The 15,695-nt window shown below is 35.8% G+C and carries 16 protein-coding genes; 10 read left to right on the forward strand and 6 right to left on the reverse strand.

From position 1 onward, the window contains the following. The first annotated feature begins 113 nt into the window (after nucleotides 1-113). Nucleotides 114-1,190 carry a 3-phosphoserine/phosphohydroxythreonine transaminase gene (gene serC / locus D1Z92_RS06920; RefSeq protein ID WP_128894933.1) on the forward strand — a complete coding sequence of 359 codons (1,077 nt, stop codon included), beginning with the start codon at nucleotides 114-116 and terminating at the stop codon, nucleotides 1,188-1,190. Nucleotides 1,191-1,275: 85 nt separating this feature from the next. Here serC and D1Z92_RS06925 read toward each other — a convergent pair whose 3' ends face one another. Then, nucleotides 1,276-2,019, reverse strand: coding sequence for a response regulator (locus tag D1Z92_RS06925; RefSeq protein WP_128894934.1), 744 nt, complete (start codon nucleotides 2,017-2,019; stop codon nucleotides 1,276-1,278). Nucleotides 2,020-2,208: 189 nt separating this feature from the next. Between D1Z92_RS06925 and trmL the strand changes: the two genes are divergently transcribed. The 8 genes from trmL to D1Z92_RS06960 all read left to right on the forward strand — a co-directional run bounded on the left by trmL (nucleotide 2,209) and on the right by D1Z92_RS06960 (nucleotide 8,899). Next, nucleotides 2,209-2,673, forward strand: coding sequence for a tRNA (uridine(34)/cytosine(34)/5-carboxymethylaminomethyluridine(34)-2'-O)-methyltransferase TrmL (trmL, locus tag D1Z92_RS06930; protein ID WP_128894935.1), 465 nt, complete (start codon nucleotides 2,209-2,211; stop codon nucleotides 2,671-2,673). Nucleotides 2,674-2,736: 63 nt separating this feature from the next. Next, entirely contained in the window at nucleotides 2,737-3,570 is an 834-nt protein-coding gene (locus tag D1Z92_RS06935; protein ID WP_128894936.1) for an MTAP family purine nucleoside phosphorylase, read from the forward strand. 272 nt (nucleotides 3,571-3,842) lie between these two features. After that, nucleotides 3,843-4,088 carry an AbrB/MazE/SpoVT family DNA-binding domain-containing protein gene (locus D1Z92_RS06940; protein WP_128894937.1) on the forward strand — a complete coding sequence of 82 codons (246 nt, stop codon included), beginning with the start codon at nucleotides 3,843-3,845 and terminating at the stop codon, nucleotides 4,086-4,088. A gap of 591 nt (nucleotides 4,089-4,679) precedes the next feature. Then, nucleotides 4,680-5,453, forward strand: coding sequence for a sulfite exporter TauE/SafE family protein (locus tag D1Z92_RS06945; RefSeq protein ID WP_128894938.1), 774 nt, complete (start codon nucleotides 4,680-4,682; stop codon nucleotides 5,451-5,453). Between the two features lie 126 nt (nucleotides 5,454-5,579). Beyond that, a complete protein-coding gene (locus D1Z92_RS17270; RefSeq protein WP_164931490.1) occupies nucleotides 5,580-5,717 on the forward strand; it encodes a hypothetical protein in 138 nt (45 codons plus the stop codon). Between the two features lie 291 nt (nucleotides 5,718-6,008). Beyond that, nucleotides 6,009-7,904: a PrkA family serine protein kinase gene (locus D1Z92_RS06950; RefSeq protein WP_128894939.1), complete on the forward strand. Its 1,896-nt coding sequence runs from the start codon at nucleotides 6,009-6,011 to the stop codon at nucleotides 7,902-7,904. Between the two features lie 235 nt (nucleotides 7,905-8,139). Beyond that, nucleotides 8,140-8,472 carry a nucleoside triphosphate pyrophosphohydrolase family protein gene (locus D1Z92_RS06955; protein WP_128894940.1) on the forward strand — a complete coding sequence of 111 codons (333 nt, stop codon included), beginning with the start codon at nucleotides 8,140-8,142 and terminating at the stop codon, nucleotides 8,470-8,472. A 7-nt stretch (nucleotides 8,473-8,479) separates the two neighbouring features. After that, nucleotides 8,480-8,899 carry an NUDIX hydrolase gene (locus tag D1Z92_RS06960; RefSeq protein WP_240666595.1) on the forward strand — a complete coding sequence of 140 codons (420 nt, stop codon included), beginning with the start codon at nucleotides 8,480-8,482 and terminating at the stop codon, nucleotides 8,897-8,899. A 6-nt stretch (nucleotides 8,900-8,905) separates the two neighbouring features. On the opposite strand, the gene D1Z92_RS06965 is transcribed toward D1Z92_RS06960, so the two are convergent. From D1Z92_RS06965 to D1Z92_RS06980, 4 genes are all read right to left on the reverse strand, one after another. Further along, a complete protein-coding gene (locus D1Z92_RS06965) occupies nucleotides 8,906-9,349 on the reverse strand; it encodes a DUF4830 domain-containing protein (protein WP_128894942.1) in 444 nt (147 codons plus the stop codon). A 123-nt stretch (nucleotides 9,350-9,472) separates the two neighbouring features. Beyond that, entirely contained in the window at nucleotides 9,473-10,423 is a 951-nt protein-coding gene (locus D1Z92_RS06970) for a M15 family metallopeptidase (RefSeq protein WP_240666596.1), read from the reverse strand. A gap of 161 nt (nucleotides 10,424-10,584) precedes the next feature. Continuing rightward, a complete protein-coding gene (locus D1Z92_RS06975; protein ID WP_128894943.1) occupies nucleotides 10,585-11,979 on the reverse strand; it encodes an ABC transporter substrate-binding protein in 1,395 nt (464 codons plus the stop codon). Nucleotides 11,980-12,152: 173 nt separating this feature from the next. Continuing rightward, nucleotides 12,153-13,526 carry a SpoVR family protein gene (locus D1Z92_RS06980; RefSeq protein ID WP_128894944.1) on the reverse strand — a complete coding sequence of 458 codons (1,374 nt, stop codon included), beginning with the start codon at nucleotides 13,524-13,526 and terminating at the stop codon, nucleotides 12,153-12,155. Between the two features lie 302 nt (nucleotides 13,527-13,828). On the opposite strand from D1Z92_RS06980, the gene D1Z92_RS06985 reads away from it, so the two are divergent. Next, complete coding sequence (locus tag D1Z92_RS06985) at nucleotides 13,829-14,467, forward strand: fumarylacetoacetate hydrolase family protein (protein WP_370741239.1); 639 nt, start codon at nucleotides 13,829-13,831, stop codon at nucleotides 14,465-14,467. Nucleotides 14,468-14,801: 334 nt separating this feature from the next. On the opposite strand, the gene trhA is transcribed toward D1Z92_RS06985, so the two are convergent. Then, entirely contained in the window at nucleotides 14,802-15,437 is a 636-nt protein-coding gene (gene trhA / locus D1Z92_RS06990; RefSeq protein ID WP_128894945.1) for a PAQR family membrane homeostasis protein TrhA, read from the reverse strand. Between the last annotated feature and the right edge of the window lie 258 nt (nucleotides 15,438-15,695).

Raw genomic sequence — 15,695 nt, forward strand, 5'->3', positions numbered from 1 at the left:
TCTCTCCTTGTTGAAGGAGGGAGTTTTCATTTAGATGTCATAATCATTTCATTTGAATCTGCAACAACAACTTGATAAAATAACGTTAAATAAAAATAAGGTGGGGAACAGGAATGGGAGAGAGGGCATATAATTTCAACGCAGGACCAGCAGCATTACCATTAGAAGTGTTAGAGAAAGCGCAGCAAGAATTTGTGAACTATAAACAAAGCGGTATGTCAATTATGGAAGTATCCCATCGCAGTAAAGAATATGATGAAGTGCATGAACAAGCTCAAAGTTTGTTAAAGGAACTGCTAAACATACCAAGCAACTATAAAGTGTTGTTTTTACAGGGCGGTGCAAGTGGTCAATTTGCTATGTTGCCAATGAATCTGGTTAAACCAAAGCAAACAGCAGCCTACGTATTGACAGGGAGCTGGGCGAAAAAGGCGTATAGCGAGGCAAAACAAGTTTGTAATAGCAGCATAATAGCTAGCGGAGAAACATGTAACTGGACTGGAATTCCAGAGTTTCATGCTGTGGACATGCCTGAAGATACAGCATACATTCATATTACTTCCAACGAAACAATTGGAGGCATTCAGTATAAAGATTTTCCAGAAAGTAACGGTATTCCATTAGTAGCTGATATGTCTAGCGATATATTATCTCGACAACTAGACGTTTCTAAGTTTGGTGTTATTTATGCTGGAGCTCAAAAAAATCTTGGTCCATCTGGGGTCACGCTGGTGATCATAAGAGAGGATTTAATAGAAGATAACGAACATTTACCTACCATATATCGCTATGCAACACATGCTAGCAGCAGCTCTTTGTATCATACTCCGCCCGTTTATTCCATTTATATGGTAAAATTGGTACTGGAATGGATTAAAGAACAAGGCGGAGTTGCAGCGATAGAAAAAAAGAATAAAGAAAAAGCACAATGTTTATATGATGTGATTGATCATATGAAAGACATGTATCACGGTGTGGCATCTCCTGCATATCGTTCCAACATGAATGTCACGTTCCGTCTTGCTAATGAGCAACTTGAAAGTGAATTCATACAACAATCTGCTAAGCAAGGTTTTATAGGGTTAAAAGGACACCGCAGTGTGGGTGGACTAAGAGCTTCTATATACAATGCTGTTCCATATGAAAATTGTGTGGCTTTATCTCGTTTCATGAAAGAATTTTCTAGATAGTCAACAATCAAGATGAAGTAGAGCTGATGAAACGAACATGACAGTTCGCTATACATAAATAATGTTCGTGATGTGTGATGGTTTATTACGTATGATGGATAGTTTCTTTCTTTTCATGCAATGTATTAGGTGCAGGAGGAGATACTAACTTGTATCCGACACTTCTAACCGTTAAAATATACTGAGGGTTGCGGGCATTGACTTCAATCTTATCTCTAAGATGACTAATATGCACATCCACAATCCTCGTATCACCTAGGAAATGATAATCCCAGATCCCATGAAGCAGTTGCTTTCTGCTGAGTGCTTTTCCTTCGTATTTGCTTAAAAACAATAGCAAATCGAATTCCTTGGGTGTGAGTTCTATTCGATTTCCAGCAAAGGTGACTTCTTTCTGGTCTTGATGAATACACAATTCACCTATTTGCAGCGGACCGTTATCTTCCATTGTTGGCATCTTTTCTAAACGACGGAAAATCGCTTTAATACGAGATATTAATTCCTGTGGGCTGAATGGTTTGGTCATGTAATCATCAGCACCGCTGTTAAGGCCAGTAATTTTATCAGAAGTATCTTGCATCGCGGTTAGCATAATAATAGGAATTTCACTTTTTTGTTCTCGAAGTGTTTGACATACTTCCAGACCATTTATTTTTGGAAGCATCAAATCTAATACGATGAGTGCAGGTCGAAACTGCTTAATGGATTCAAAGACAGCTTGCCCATCATAGACACATTTTACTTCGTACCCTGCTAATTTAAGATTGAATTCAATTAACATGGAGATGGATGGTTCATCATCTACAACTAATATTCTTTTCTTTTGCATTTTACAACATCTCCTTTAATTGTAGTATTATGAAAATGATATGAGTTATCATTATTTTAAAATGATGATCAGTAAAACAGTAGACTGTAGTGCTTTATAAATGAGTTTAACGTTATTTCGTTAATACCATATTATTCTAAAGTAAAATTTATGTAAAAAAATATTGATGTTTAATTTGGAGTGATCAGCATGGCATTACACATCGTATTAGTAGAGCCAGAGATCCCTGCTAACACAGGGAATATATCTAGAACTTGCGCTGCAACAGGAGCACATTTACATCTCGTGAGACCACTTGGTTTTTCTACTGATGATAAAACACTTAAACGTGCTGGTTTAGATTACTGGCACGCTGTTCATGTGCATTATTATGACAGTTTTGAAGAATTACAAGAAAAATATGAAGGTCATCGTTTTTTCTATGCGACGACAAAAGCAAAGCATAGTTACGCTCAATTTGAATACAAAGATGGGGACTTCTTTGTTTTCGGTAAGGAAACAAAAGGGCTTCCTGTTTCGCTTTTGGAGAAAAACAGGGAAACGTGCATCCGAATGCCGATGTCTAACGCTGTTAGATCTTTAAACTTATCTAATTCAGCTGCGGTCATTTTGTATGAAGCATTAAGACAACTAGAATTTCCAGGTTTAGAGTAAATTGCTTTTATGATGTTGTATACAATTCGTTAAATATAAGATAAATGTGAAAGGAGTATAGTAATGATACCAAAAGTAGATGTCGCTGTAATCGGAGGATCAAGCATGTTCTCCATTAATTTTCCAGAAGATTTAAACTTACCTTATGTCAATGTGATAGAGGAAACGATGGTATTTGAAACACCATTTGGTGAGAGTCCATCTATTAAATTATTTGAGGTAAAAGGGCTTCGTGTTTTGTTTTGCCGCATGCATGGATGGAGACCTAACGTAGTTACAAGAGGGGTTGCTTCACAACAACTTTTCTGGGTTTTCCAAGAGGCAGGTGTCAAAAAAATCTTCGCGGAAGGCGGAGTTGGCAGCATTAACCATTTATTGGAGTTAAAGGATTTTGTAATACCAAATGACTATATAGATAATTCAATGAGACAAGATGTAAATTTAGGGGGACCTTACCTTCTCATGATGCGGGAATCTATATGTCCTACACAAGCTGACTTACTCACTAATGCAGCGAAAGAAACGGTAGCAGGAACAGAGAGAAATGTATTTAAGCGTGGTATTTATGTCAATACGGACGGTAGACATTTTGAAAGTCCTGCTGAAGTACAGATGTTTCGAACATGGAATGCGGATATTGTAGGTCAGAGTATTTGCCCCGAAGTTTATTTGGCGAGAGAAATCGGAGCTTGTTATGCAGGGATCTATATGGTGGTTAATTATGCAGAAGGAATTATAAAAGATTGGGATCACAAAGATTTAAGTGACATTTTTTATGAGGAGCCCAAAACAGTTGGGTCCATACTAATTAAAGCCTTGTTAAACCTTAACTTACAACAAGATGAGTGTAATTGCAAAAATTTGAGAAAGAATACCTTGCTCAAAGACGGAAAATAGATTAGAATGGTAAATAGTATAATCAATATTTGTCCCTTTGTGTCGAATAATTAAACATAGAGCAATTTAAGTGTTTAAATTGTTAAATTTAATTTAAGAAATGTAGAGATGGATATATGTAGTCAATGCTTTATTTTAAATAGTTAATTCAAAACAATGAATTAGGTCTGGTTGAAAACCAATAGGATTAATGGAACATATAAATATACTCAAGTAAAATTCCTATATGGTCAAACATAAAACATAACGAATGAATAAGAGGTGAACTTATCATGAAACCAGTTGGTGTTGTGAGAAAGATGGATCAGTTAGGAAGAATAGTGCTTCCTAAATCCTTGAGAAAGAGATATGAGATGAATGAAGGGGAACCTGTAGAGATTCTTGTACAAGGGGATCATATTATTCTTGAAAAATACCGTCCAAAATGCTCATTTTGCTCTTCTGTTGAGAATGTGATGGAATTTAATGAACGTTATATTTGCAAGTCTTGCATCGATGAAGTACAAAGCTTTGTATAAGGCACGATGTAAAATGTAAACATGATCAATATAGGAATTCCAGTTACAGTTTTCTGCAACTGGAATTTTTTGTGTTTCTGGCTAGATCATGTTGAGAACAAGAATCATATAATATAAAAAAACCACGTTCTAACATTACTGTATAGAACGTGGAATATGTTATAGACCTTTCGTTTTATCATCATTGTATGCTGCGGTCATCATTGCTACAAAAAATAATGCACATACGGTCATGACGATCCAAAAAGGAAGGGAAGACCAAATCATGTTATAGACCTCCTTCTAAAGATACAATTAATTTTATTATACCTAACCTTGGAACAAAAGAAAACCTTTACAAATCAAACAAAGTGAACACTTTATGAAGCAGAATATTCCTCACATCATTTCCTCACAGTGGATCAGAAGCATTTGTACTATGAATCATTATCCCTTTTTTTCATTATCATTTCTTAAATGTAAATCAATCCGTGGCATATTATCATTATTTTTTAAAAATTCGTTACATGTGTATTTACTTTATAATGTGATTAAAGTATAATCTCGTTATATCCTATAAAAATACTTGGTTTAATGTAAGAGGTGTTCAACTTGGGAGTTGGAATTGCAGTTTTAGGCTTACTGGTCGGCTTTTTGGTGGGTATTACTGGTGTCGGTGGTGCTGCTTTATTAACTCCTGCACTTTTGATTATTGGGATAAGCCCAACGATTGCAGTCGGTACGGATTTATTTTACAATGCAGTCACTAAATTTTTCGGAACAGTTCAACATTTAAGGCAGAAAACAATAGATTTCAAAATTGTTTTTTATTTAGCATTAGGCAGTATCCCAGGCGCAGTAAGTGCAGTGTTAGCGCTACAGTTATTTGACACATTTTTTGTTCATCAGGAACAAATTATTAGGCAAGCACTCGGCGTTATCTTAATCATCGTTGCAGCATCCACAATTATAAGATTATTTTATAGCAATAAAGAAAATAACAAGAATAGTAATGAACATATAAGCAATGCTTATAACAAAAAAATATTCTCTATTATCACAGGATTTATTCTAGGAGCAGTTGTTGGTTTAACTTCTGTTGGTTCAGGATCTTTATTTGCTTTGCTTTTAATATATTTTTATCGAATGAGCGGCGTAAAAGTAGTGGGAACAGACATTGCACACGCTTTCTTGCTGGTTACTGTGGCCTCAGTGCTCCATGCTGGATATGGACATGTTGATTATCAATTAGCTGCAAATTTATTGATTGGGTCTATTCCAGGGGTACTACTAGGTAGCACGTTAGCAACGAAGGTACCTTCTAGACCATTGAGAATTGTTGTCTCTATCTTTATTTTATTAAGTGGCATTAAATTAGTAACTTAACTTTTATATAGAAGATTTCGCCTAAGTAGCCGCCTCATATCATGCATAAATGAATGGAAATGGGAGATGCTCATTACTGTAAATATTTCTCGATATGCCATATCACATGTATAGGGGGCTTGAGCATTGGATAAACAACGTGTTAAAATGGAGCAACAAGCAGGAGAAAAAAACGTGAAGCAGGAAAGTCATCAAGAAGATGATGCACTAGAAGTGCTAACAAATGAAATTAATAAGCGAGATAGCAATAGAAACGATTGTTAAAAAAAATTGTTTATAAAATGCAATGTAAGCTTATGCTTATATTGTTATTTCGTACAAGTATGTAGAGGAGCCGGTGTTTATAAACTGGCTCCTTTTATATTTGAATTTTTATTTTCTTTTTCTTTTTGCAGGAAAATCAACTAGGGTAACCACATAAAGTTATACATAAACAAAATTACTCGGAAACATCTAAACGTGCTTCGCATAATAATTATAATAAAATTTATTTAATAAATGTAAAAGAGCAGTGGACTTAAAAAAATACATTAGTAAAAATGAAAGGAGGCCATCATGGATCTATTTCGAAAAATTTCTGACTACTATGATAAGAGCCAGAAACTGACTTGGGAGGGTACTTTTTCCGAGTATATCAATATAGTGAAGCACAATCCAAAAGTGGCCAAAACTGCGCATGCTCGCGTATATGACATGATTACCTCTTATGGGGTAGAGGAAGAAAACGGAGTAAAGCAATATAAATTTTTTGAAAATGAAATTTATGGATTGAACACTGCGATTGAACAATTATCAGAAGAATATTTTCACTCAGCGGCTCGCAGATTAGACGTTAGAAAAAGAATATTACTGCTTATGGGGCCTGTTAGTGGGGGTAAGTCAACGATTGTAACCATGTTGAAAAAAGGATTAGAGAAATATACAAAAACCGATGAGGGAGCACTTTATGCGATTAAAGGCTGCCCAATGCATGAAGAACCCTTGCATCTGATCCCTGATGATATTAGACCAGAGGTAGAGAAGGAATTAGGAGTAAGAATTGAAGGTAGTCTTTGTCCTTCCTGTCAAATAAGACTTCGAGATGAATACGATGGCAAAATCGAAAATGTAGAAGTGGAGCGTATTTTCTTTTCAGAAGATCAGCGCGTAGGTATAGGAACATTCAGTCCATCTGATCCAAAATCACAAGATATATCTGAACTTACGGGAAGTATTGATTTCTCTACCATTACTGAATACGGATCGGAGTCAGATCCGAGAGCCTACCGTTTTGACGGGGAATTAAATAAAGCGAATCGCGGAGTTATGGAATTTCAAGAAATGCTCAAATGTGATGAGAAGTTCCTATGGAATTTACTTTCATTAACGCAAGAAGGAAATTTTAAAGCAGGCCGATTTGCCTTGATTAGTGCCGATGAGTTAATCATCGCGCATACGAATGAGACAGAATATAAATCGTTTATTGCGAATAAGAAAAATGAAGCATTACAGTCTAGAATTATCGTCATGCAAATCCCTTACAACTTAAAAGTATCCCAAGAAGAAAAAATATATGAAAAATTGATTCGAGAAAGCGATATGGGACATATACACATTGCTCCGCATACGCTTCGCACTTCTGCGATGTTTTCTATTTTAACTCGACTGAAAGAAAGTAAAAAACAAGGGATGGACCCCATTAAAAAAATGAGAATGTACGATGGGGAAGCAGTGGAAGGGTTTAAAGAAGCAGACTTGAAAGAAATGCAAAATGAATTTGATCAAGAAGGTATGTCAGGTATCGATCCAAGGTATGTTGTTAACCGAATATCCAGCGCTTTAATTCGTCAGGATGTAGATCACATTAATGCATTAGATGTGTTAAGAGCGTTAAAAGATGGTCTAGATCAACATTCATCTATAACGAAAGAAGAGAAAGAACGATATTTAAACTTTATTTCACTAGCTAGAAAAGAGTTCGATGAGTTAGCTAAAAAAGAAGTGCAAAAAGCATTTGTTTATTCTTTTGATGAGTCGGCTAAAACGTTATTTGAAAATTATTTAGATAATATAGAAGCTTATTGTAACTGGGATAAAATTAAAGATCCTGTAACAGGGGAAGAGTTAGATCCCGACGAACGTTTAATGCGTTCTATAGAAGAGCAAATCGGCATATCAGAAAATGCGAAAAAAGCATTCCGTGAAGAAATATTAATACGCATGACCACGTATTCTAGAAGGAACAAAGAATTTGACTACAGTTCACACGATAGATTGCGTGAAGCAATTGAAAAGAAATTGTTTGCTGATTTGAAAGACATCGTTAAGATTACTACAACTTCGAAAACGCCAAATGAGAAGCAATTAAAGAAAATTAACGAAGTTATTCACCGTTTGGTAGAAGAGCACGGATATACCCCTTCTAGCGCGAATGAACTGCTACGTTATGTTGGAAGTTTGCTCAATCGTTAATTCGATACGAAAATGGAGTAGAGACGTATGGTGTTTACCATATCCTCTACTCTTTTTTTTGTGGATTGTTGACTGTTAAATGTAAGTTTTTATTTTGCACTTTAGTTTAAATGTGGAATGGTGGAGGGTGTGTTAAAATAATGGAAGTATGTAAATAGATGAAATAAACTTGCTGCGACAAGGTGAATACATGTTAAAAGTAACGTTCCATTTCAGAAGATCAAGAGGTGAAGTAATGGATTTCAATACATATCAACGTCAAGCTGAAAGAACCATGAATTTAGGAGACGGGGACGAAAAGAAAAAGTATGCCAACTTTGCTATGGGGCTTAGTGGTGAAGCGGGGGAAGTTACCGATTATTTAAAAAAAGTGTGTTTTCACGATCATAACTTAGATAAGGACAAGCTCAAAGATGAGCTAGGAGATGTGATGTGGTATGTGGCAGCTTTAGCAAGTGTGTCCAATATCCCGTTAGAAGAAATTGCACAACGCAATATTGAAAAGTTACAACAGCGCTACCCAGAGGGCTTTTCCACTGAGATGAGTCGGAATAGAAAAGGGGAATGATATCATTGTGACAGAGGTTATAGGGAAGGCATTCGCTTATATCACACGGGAGAAAGATGGTGTAAAACAAGTGCTTGTATTTCACCATGTTATTCCTGAAGCGGGCTATCAGATTCCTAAAGGGACGATAGAAAAGGGTGAATCTCCTGAGAAAGCGGTGCTTAGGGAAGCGTTGGAAGAGACAGGTTTGACTAATCTAAAGCTAGAAAGATTTCTCGTAAAGGATACCTGGAGGGAGTCACAAAGCAAAGTCCACGAAAGGTTCTTTTACCATCTGTCTGTAGACATAGCAGAGGATGAATGGAGTATTATTCCTACTGGTAGTGAGCTAGAAGAACAGTTGTTATTTAAGTTTTTTTGGATCTCAAATAAAGAGGAGATAGCTTTAGCACCAGGACATGCAGATTATTTTCACCTAATTTTGTAAGTTGTATTAATTGGAAGCTAGTTCACAATACGTGAAGTTTTCTTTTGTGGTTAGAGATAATATACCGGTTCCGTTCATATTCATTATGTTTGCACTCATATGAGCTCCAACAATTTCCGATTCAAGTCCATAGATGTCCACGAATAATCTTTCGTCTTCATGAAAATGAGAACACGTTTCACTTAACGTGTAAGATGTTTTAGTTAGTTCTTGACCTAAGTAGTCATGAAGACCAATATTTGCTCCAGAAGATTGTATGATTTCAAGTGTGAGAGGATAAACTTTTATTTTTTCTGTACTGGATAGTTCTTGTATAGCCCAGCCATAAGCGGAGATAAAAGATGCATGGTGCTTCTGTATACCAATAGATTGTTTATCTTCATCCATCGTCGCATTGGAACAACTAGAAAAAATCAAAAGTGATAGGATAAGCAGGAGTAATTTATACATTATTTTTTTCACCTCTCTTGTCCTATCATTTTTTTAATCTCACTTTTTGGCATCACCTGTATCCATAAGTATAATACGAGGCTATGGCAGTCTAATGACGTGTAATGTATTTGCTTCTACATACTACTTCTCGTCTTCACTGTCGTGTATTGTTGCATTCATTTCCTCAGCAAAATATTCTTCTAGTGTAACTTCGGATTCTTTTATACTTGTTGCGATATCTACTCCAACGTATCGAACATGCCAAGGTTCATACGCGTAACCCGTAACTTCTTCTTTTCCTTCTTCATAGCGAATTATAAAGCCATATTCAGCCGCGTTTTCAGCAAGCCATTGTCCTTCACTTGTATCTCCAAAATGTTCTTCTAGCGCATAATCTGCACTTGCAGATGAAATATCCATGGCAAGTCCAGTTTGGTGTTCACTTGTACCAGGGTACGCACTAAACTGATTTGCATGTTCGGACCCGTATGTATTTACATTCCAAGTATAAATGGATTGTTGAGTGTTATAAGATCGATATCCGCTTATTGCTACCAATTCTATTTCTTCTTCTTTTGCTGCGTTAAATAAAGCTTCTAGCGCTTGTGCAGCTTCTTCTCGCATCAGTTTTTTTTCTAATTGTTCTTCAAAAGAAAAGGGGACATTCGGTTGTACTAGGTCGTCAGGAACATAGTCAGCTGGTAAACTGCGATTTTTATTCACTAACACCTCTGTGCTACTGTAATTTGCAACGACAGGGATATCTTTTATTTCTTCTGTATCACTAGGTTGCTCTGTAGTATTTTGATCAACTTCCTCAAGCACGTTACTATCGTCTTCATTCGTCTGATCCTGATTATTTTCTGTTAGATTTGACGCATCTGCAGGATGTTCATTATCGCTATTTGTTATGTCCTGTTCTGTTACTGACTGGTTTTCTGTATCCTCTGATTGCCCTATGGTTGTATCTTTTTCGGATAGGTTGTTATCGTTGGTATTCGAAATGTCATCAGATGAACACCCCACAGTAAGGGTCATCCCTATTATAAGTATGATTGCTGATGTACGTATTGGTTTCCTAGGTTGTCTCATGTCGCATTCACTCCAATAATTGTAATAAAGCTATCATAGCACAAGCAATTTAAATAATACATCTTAGTGTAAAGGATAAGAAAACCTGTTGATCTAATTTCTCAACAGGTTAACATAGTTGATATCATGTATGTTGCGTTATAAAATATTTATTCTCTCTTCTATCCCTCTTCATTTGATGCTTCTTCTGAAAGTGCTTCCTGCATCGCTTCTTCTCCGCGGGACTGTATAGATTGTAAAGTTTCTTCTACCGTTTTTTCATTTTTGCTCATCAAATCTATTTCCTCATTAAGTACAACTTCCAACTTACGTAGGAACGTTTCAGGATAATTTTCGTAATCTTTACTCGAAGTATTCGATAGAGATGCTAATTTATAAAAGGCGTCCATATTCACTTCATTAGATGAATTCATGTGCTCCCTGCGTGTCATGAGATCCCATGTGGATTTTCCATTTGCTTTGGCAAATGTATTACCATTAACAAATTCAACAAATTCCCATGCGGTATCTATGTTTTCAGATTGTGCATTAATAGAAAATATATTGTATAAACTTATTCTACCACCTCTATCAGGAAAGTTAGCATCAACTGGAACCGTTACAATATCAAAATTAATAGGTTCTGTCTCTAACCAACTGCTTTCTAGTTGATCTAAAAGCCAAAATCTGTCTATAGTCATCGCGGTTTGTCCCTTTATAAATCTATCATCTCCTGGGTAATAATATTGTATCGTGTCTTCATCCTCATTTTCATCCTTATGTTCTGAGGGTATAAATATCGTATTAGATTCGTAAGCATTCATTGCCGTTTCAAATACTTTCTTCCAAGCTTCCGTATTCACTGTTACTTGCATCGTGTCTGGATCAGCATAGGATAGTTGGTATGTTGATGCAATCTGAGAAATAAGTATAGAGAGGTCTCCATATTGCATTTCAAATCCATAGGTGCTATCTTCGTCTTTAGCAGAAGGGAACATAGCTGACTTTTCTAAAATTTGATCCCAAGTCATTTGATCGGTTGGATACTCCACATTATATACGTCAAAAAGATCTTTATTATAATATAATACTTCAGTAGAAAAATCTGCAACTAAACCATATAGATTTCCATTTCCTTTTTCTTTTAAAAGTTGTATAACATGCTCACTCAAATTTTCAATATCGAATTCACTTTCTTCAATAAAAGAAGTAAGATCGTATAAGCGGTTATCTTCTATTAAAGTTTCGTAGTCATTTTCGTCTAGTACTAATACGTCTGGATTTTCATTTTCAATGAAGGTTTTTAATTCTTCTTCATAATCAAATTCCTCCTCTGAATCAGAGGGAGCAAATTGTTTTTCTTTTAATTCTTGTAACGTAATAACCTCAAATTCAATGTTAGGATTTTTTATCGTAAAGTAACTTGCATACTCTCTAAAAAAATCATCTCCACTCCAACCTACCAACACTTTAAGTAGTTTTGGCTCTGCATCCATTTCTTCTGCTTCTCCGTTACTACAGCCAATGAGCGAAATCATCAATGTTATAACGATAAAGATACTTGTCCATTTTTTCATTTCTAGACCCCCAAATATTAATTTTCATTTTTTACCTATAAATTTCTATTTTTTATAACATAATGTTATACTACTGATTATTTCATTTGTTTCGCTGAACAATAAAAAATAGCATAGCAAGCTGGTATACCTCAGGCCAGATTGCTATGCATTGTAGCTCCACTTGCTTGTAATTATTTGAATTCCCTAGTGCATTTTAGTCCATCATACTTAAATACAATCGTCTTTTTTTCTACTTTAGTTTCTAGATATACTGCTTTTCCCCATAATTTTTGTACCGATGGCAGTGTTCTTTCTATATATTTCACATCAAGCTCAACATCTTCAAAATGATGTTTTAAATATAGTTCACCCACATCTTTATAATTTCCATTTTCCACAATAATGTAAGGAAAACCACCATTGATTTTGGAATCTACAAGTTGATCGCGCACCGTTTCCCACTGTGTGTCTGTAATTTTCCACTCAGCTCCTTTTTTCTGAAAAACAAATAAATCTAGATCTTGGACTAACTCTTTTGTCAAATAGTTACGGAGGAAGGAACTGTCGGAATCAAATTCCCTTACTTCAAAAATTTTATCTACATCCCATCGTTTTTCGATGTCTTCAAAAATTTTAAGACCCAGGTAATATGGATTTAAGGAGTGTTGTGAAGGTTGCACGACGGAGCTGTTTAATTTAGCAAATTCAATCGTTTCGTCCGAAGTTAGATCCAATTCTCTCAGTATTCTTATATGCCAATAAGAAGCCCAGCCTTCGTTCATGATTTTAGTTTCAATTTGAGGCCAAAAATACAACATTTCATCACGAAGCATGGTCAGTATATCTCGTTGCCAGTCTTCTAAAATGCTAGAGTGCTCTTCAATAAATAAGAGCAAATCTTTCTCAGGTTGTTCAGGAAAACGCTTCGGTTTAGGTTCGGATTGTAGTCGTTTTTTTTCTTTTTCGCTCTCATCTAGTTCCCACAATGTTTCATATTGGGTCATCCATTCAGGCTTATTGGAGGTGGGTTTTGTTTCTTTTGTTTTCTTTTTCCTTTTCCCACGAATAATACTTGGATCAATGTGTTCTTGTATGCTTAATACAGCATCGATGAAAGTTTCTACCTTTTTACTACCATATTCAAATTCGTATTCTCGCACTCGTTCCGCAGTGGCTGACATGGTTTCTACCATATCTCTGTTTGTATTTTTAAAGCGAATGTTATTTTTGAAAAAATCACAGTGTGCCAAGACATGCGCTACGATGAGTTTATTTTGAATTAATGAATTTCCATCTAATAAAAAGGCGTAACATGGATTTGAATTAATGACGAGCTCATAAATTTTACTTAAACCGAGGTCATATTGCTTCTTCATTTTATGAAAAGCTTTTCCAAAGCTCCAATGATGGAATCTTGTAGGCATACCATAAGCACCAAATGTATAAATAATGTCAGACGGACAAATTTCATATCGCATAGGATAGAAGTCTAATTCAAAACGCTCAGCGATTGCTGTAATGTCTTCTATGGCACGCTCCAGTTCTTTTATTTCTTGATTGCTCATTGAAATAATCCTCCTTTGTTACACAAAAATAACGCGTATATGAGGTCAAAATGATTTGGTAATCATGCTGGTTTCTGGCTTCAATCTTGTTACTAACTTATATATGTAATGTATTCATTTGCTAAATAGAGATTACAGATTTTTTGCATAAGAAAGCCCACTTCAACAGAAGTGGGATCATAGTAAAGAGCATGAAAGTTGGATCAATGTGCAAAGGTATAATCCTTACGTACTATTTCTACCTATTTTTTTTAGTATAATAAGAGCAAACAAGGTGTAAAAAATACATAAAGGTGGGATGCATGTTGAATCCAAAACAAGTTGGAAATATATTTTGTGTAGGAAGGAACTATCCATTGCACATCGAAGAATTAGGCAATCAAAGATCAAAAGACTGTCTTGTCTTCACCAAACCTACACATGCTTTAATAGAAGCGAAGGATCAGATCATTGCACTTCCAGGAGATAGAGGCGAGGTGCATTATGAAATTGAGGTCGTTGTACATATTTCTTCTCCATACAAAAAAGGGGTTGCGTTGGAAGATATAGTGGATTACATGACGCTTGGCATCGATATGACGTTGAGAGATGTGCAAACGGCGCTAAAGCAAGATGGTCACCCTTGGTTGCCAGCGAAAGGCTTTCGTAACGCTGCAATATTAGGATCTTATATTCCTTTTCCACATGATAATGAATACTTGCAAACTCCTTTTCATCTTGTTAAAAACAAACAGGTTGTGCAAGAGGGGAGAATGGTAGATATGATCTTCTCACTTGGAGACATTATACATCATTGTGGTCTACATTATGGTCTGAGTGAAAACGATATTATTTACACAGGGACACCAAACGGTGTAGGAAAATTAAATAACGGGGACACGTTAGAAATGTACTGGGGCGAGAACAAGCTAGGTGCATGCACAATATCACTGGAAAAATAGTGATGAGGGGAGTGTAATAAAGTGGCGCTATTGTTACTCTTTCTTGTTATTCCTGCCTTGATCATTTGTGTTCATTACATGAATGCGAGTAATTACAGGAAATTATTTTCTAAATTATTTCTTGCTTTATCGTTGTATAGTATTGTTTTTTTGAATTACTTGCTTTATGTAAACGATGAGTATAGCATGTGGTTTTTACTATTCTCTCTTATATTTATAACGTTGCATGTGTTTATCAAAAGTGAAGAAGATTGATGGAGCCGTAGCATAACGTGCATAATAAAAAAATACACCTACTCCATACCATGAAGTGGGTGTATTATTGTCCTATTCCTTATACACGTGGTAAAACATAACCAAATATAGCGAAGAAATGCGCTACACTTCCTAAAATAACGAAGACGTGCCAGATGGCATGATGATAAGGGACTTTCTTCCATACGTAAAAAATAGTGCCTAGCGTGTACAAAACACCACCGATAACAAGCCAAGTCATTCCTTCAGCTGAAAAATTACTAATAAGCGGTTTGTACGCAATAATTATCATCCAGCCCATTGCGATATAACAAAGTGTTGATAATATAACAAATCGTTTGACGAAGAATACTTTGAGCACAATGCCTGTAGCTGCCATACCCCATATGATACCGAACATCGTCCATCCCAGTGGTCCGCGCAAAATCGTTAACAAAAATGGCGTGTACGTCCCCGCAATAAGTAAGTAAATAGCGGAATGATCTAGTATTTCAAATACATTTTTAGCTTTTCCTTTAGGTAAACTGTGCAGCAAAGTTGAAAATAAGTAGAGTATCACTAGGGATGCACCAAATATGGAAAAGCTGACAATATGCCATGCATCACCATAAAGGCTTGAATACACAACAAGTAAGACTAACCCGGCAATACTGAGTAACGTTCCTATTCCATGACTAATAGCATTAGCAATTTCTTCTTTAACAGAGAACTCCATAACTCCACCCCATCTAAATAACATTTGTTTTTTTCATTGTCCCATCACTTTTACCGATATCATTATTCTTATATCTCTATTTAAGCATGTGAAGGTCTGCAATTCAAGTTAATCAACCATATCATTTCCATATCAAACATTGAACGACCCACCACTTATCACCCTTTCGGGTTGCTTGAAGTGGGGGATTCCTAAGAACATCAGCGTAACCGCCAATTGTTTATTAGGCTATCCCCGTAGTCCCTACGGTTAAGAGAC

This window comes from Longirhabdus pacifica (assembly GCF_004115085.1).
GTDB lineage: Bacteria > Bacillota > Bacilli > Paenibacillales > DSM-105158 > Longirhabdus > Longirhabdus pacifica.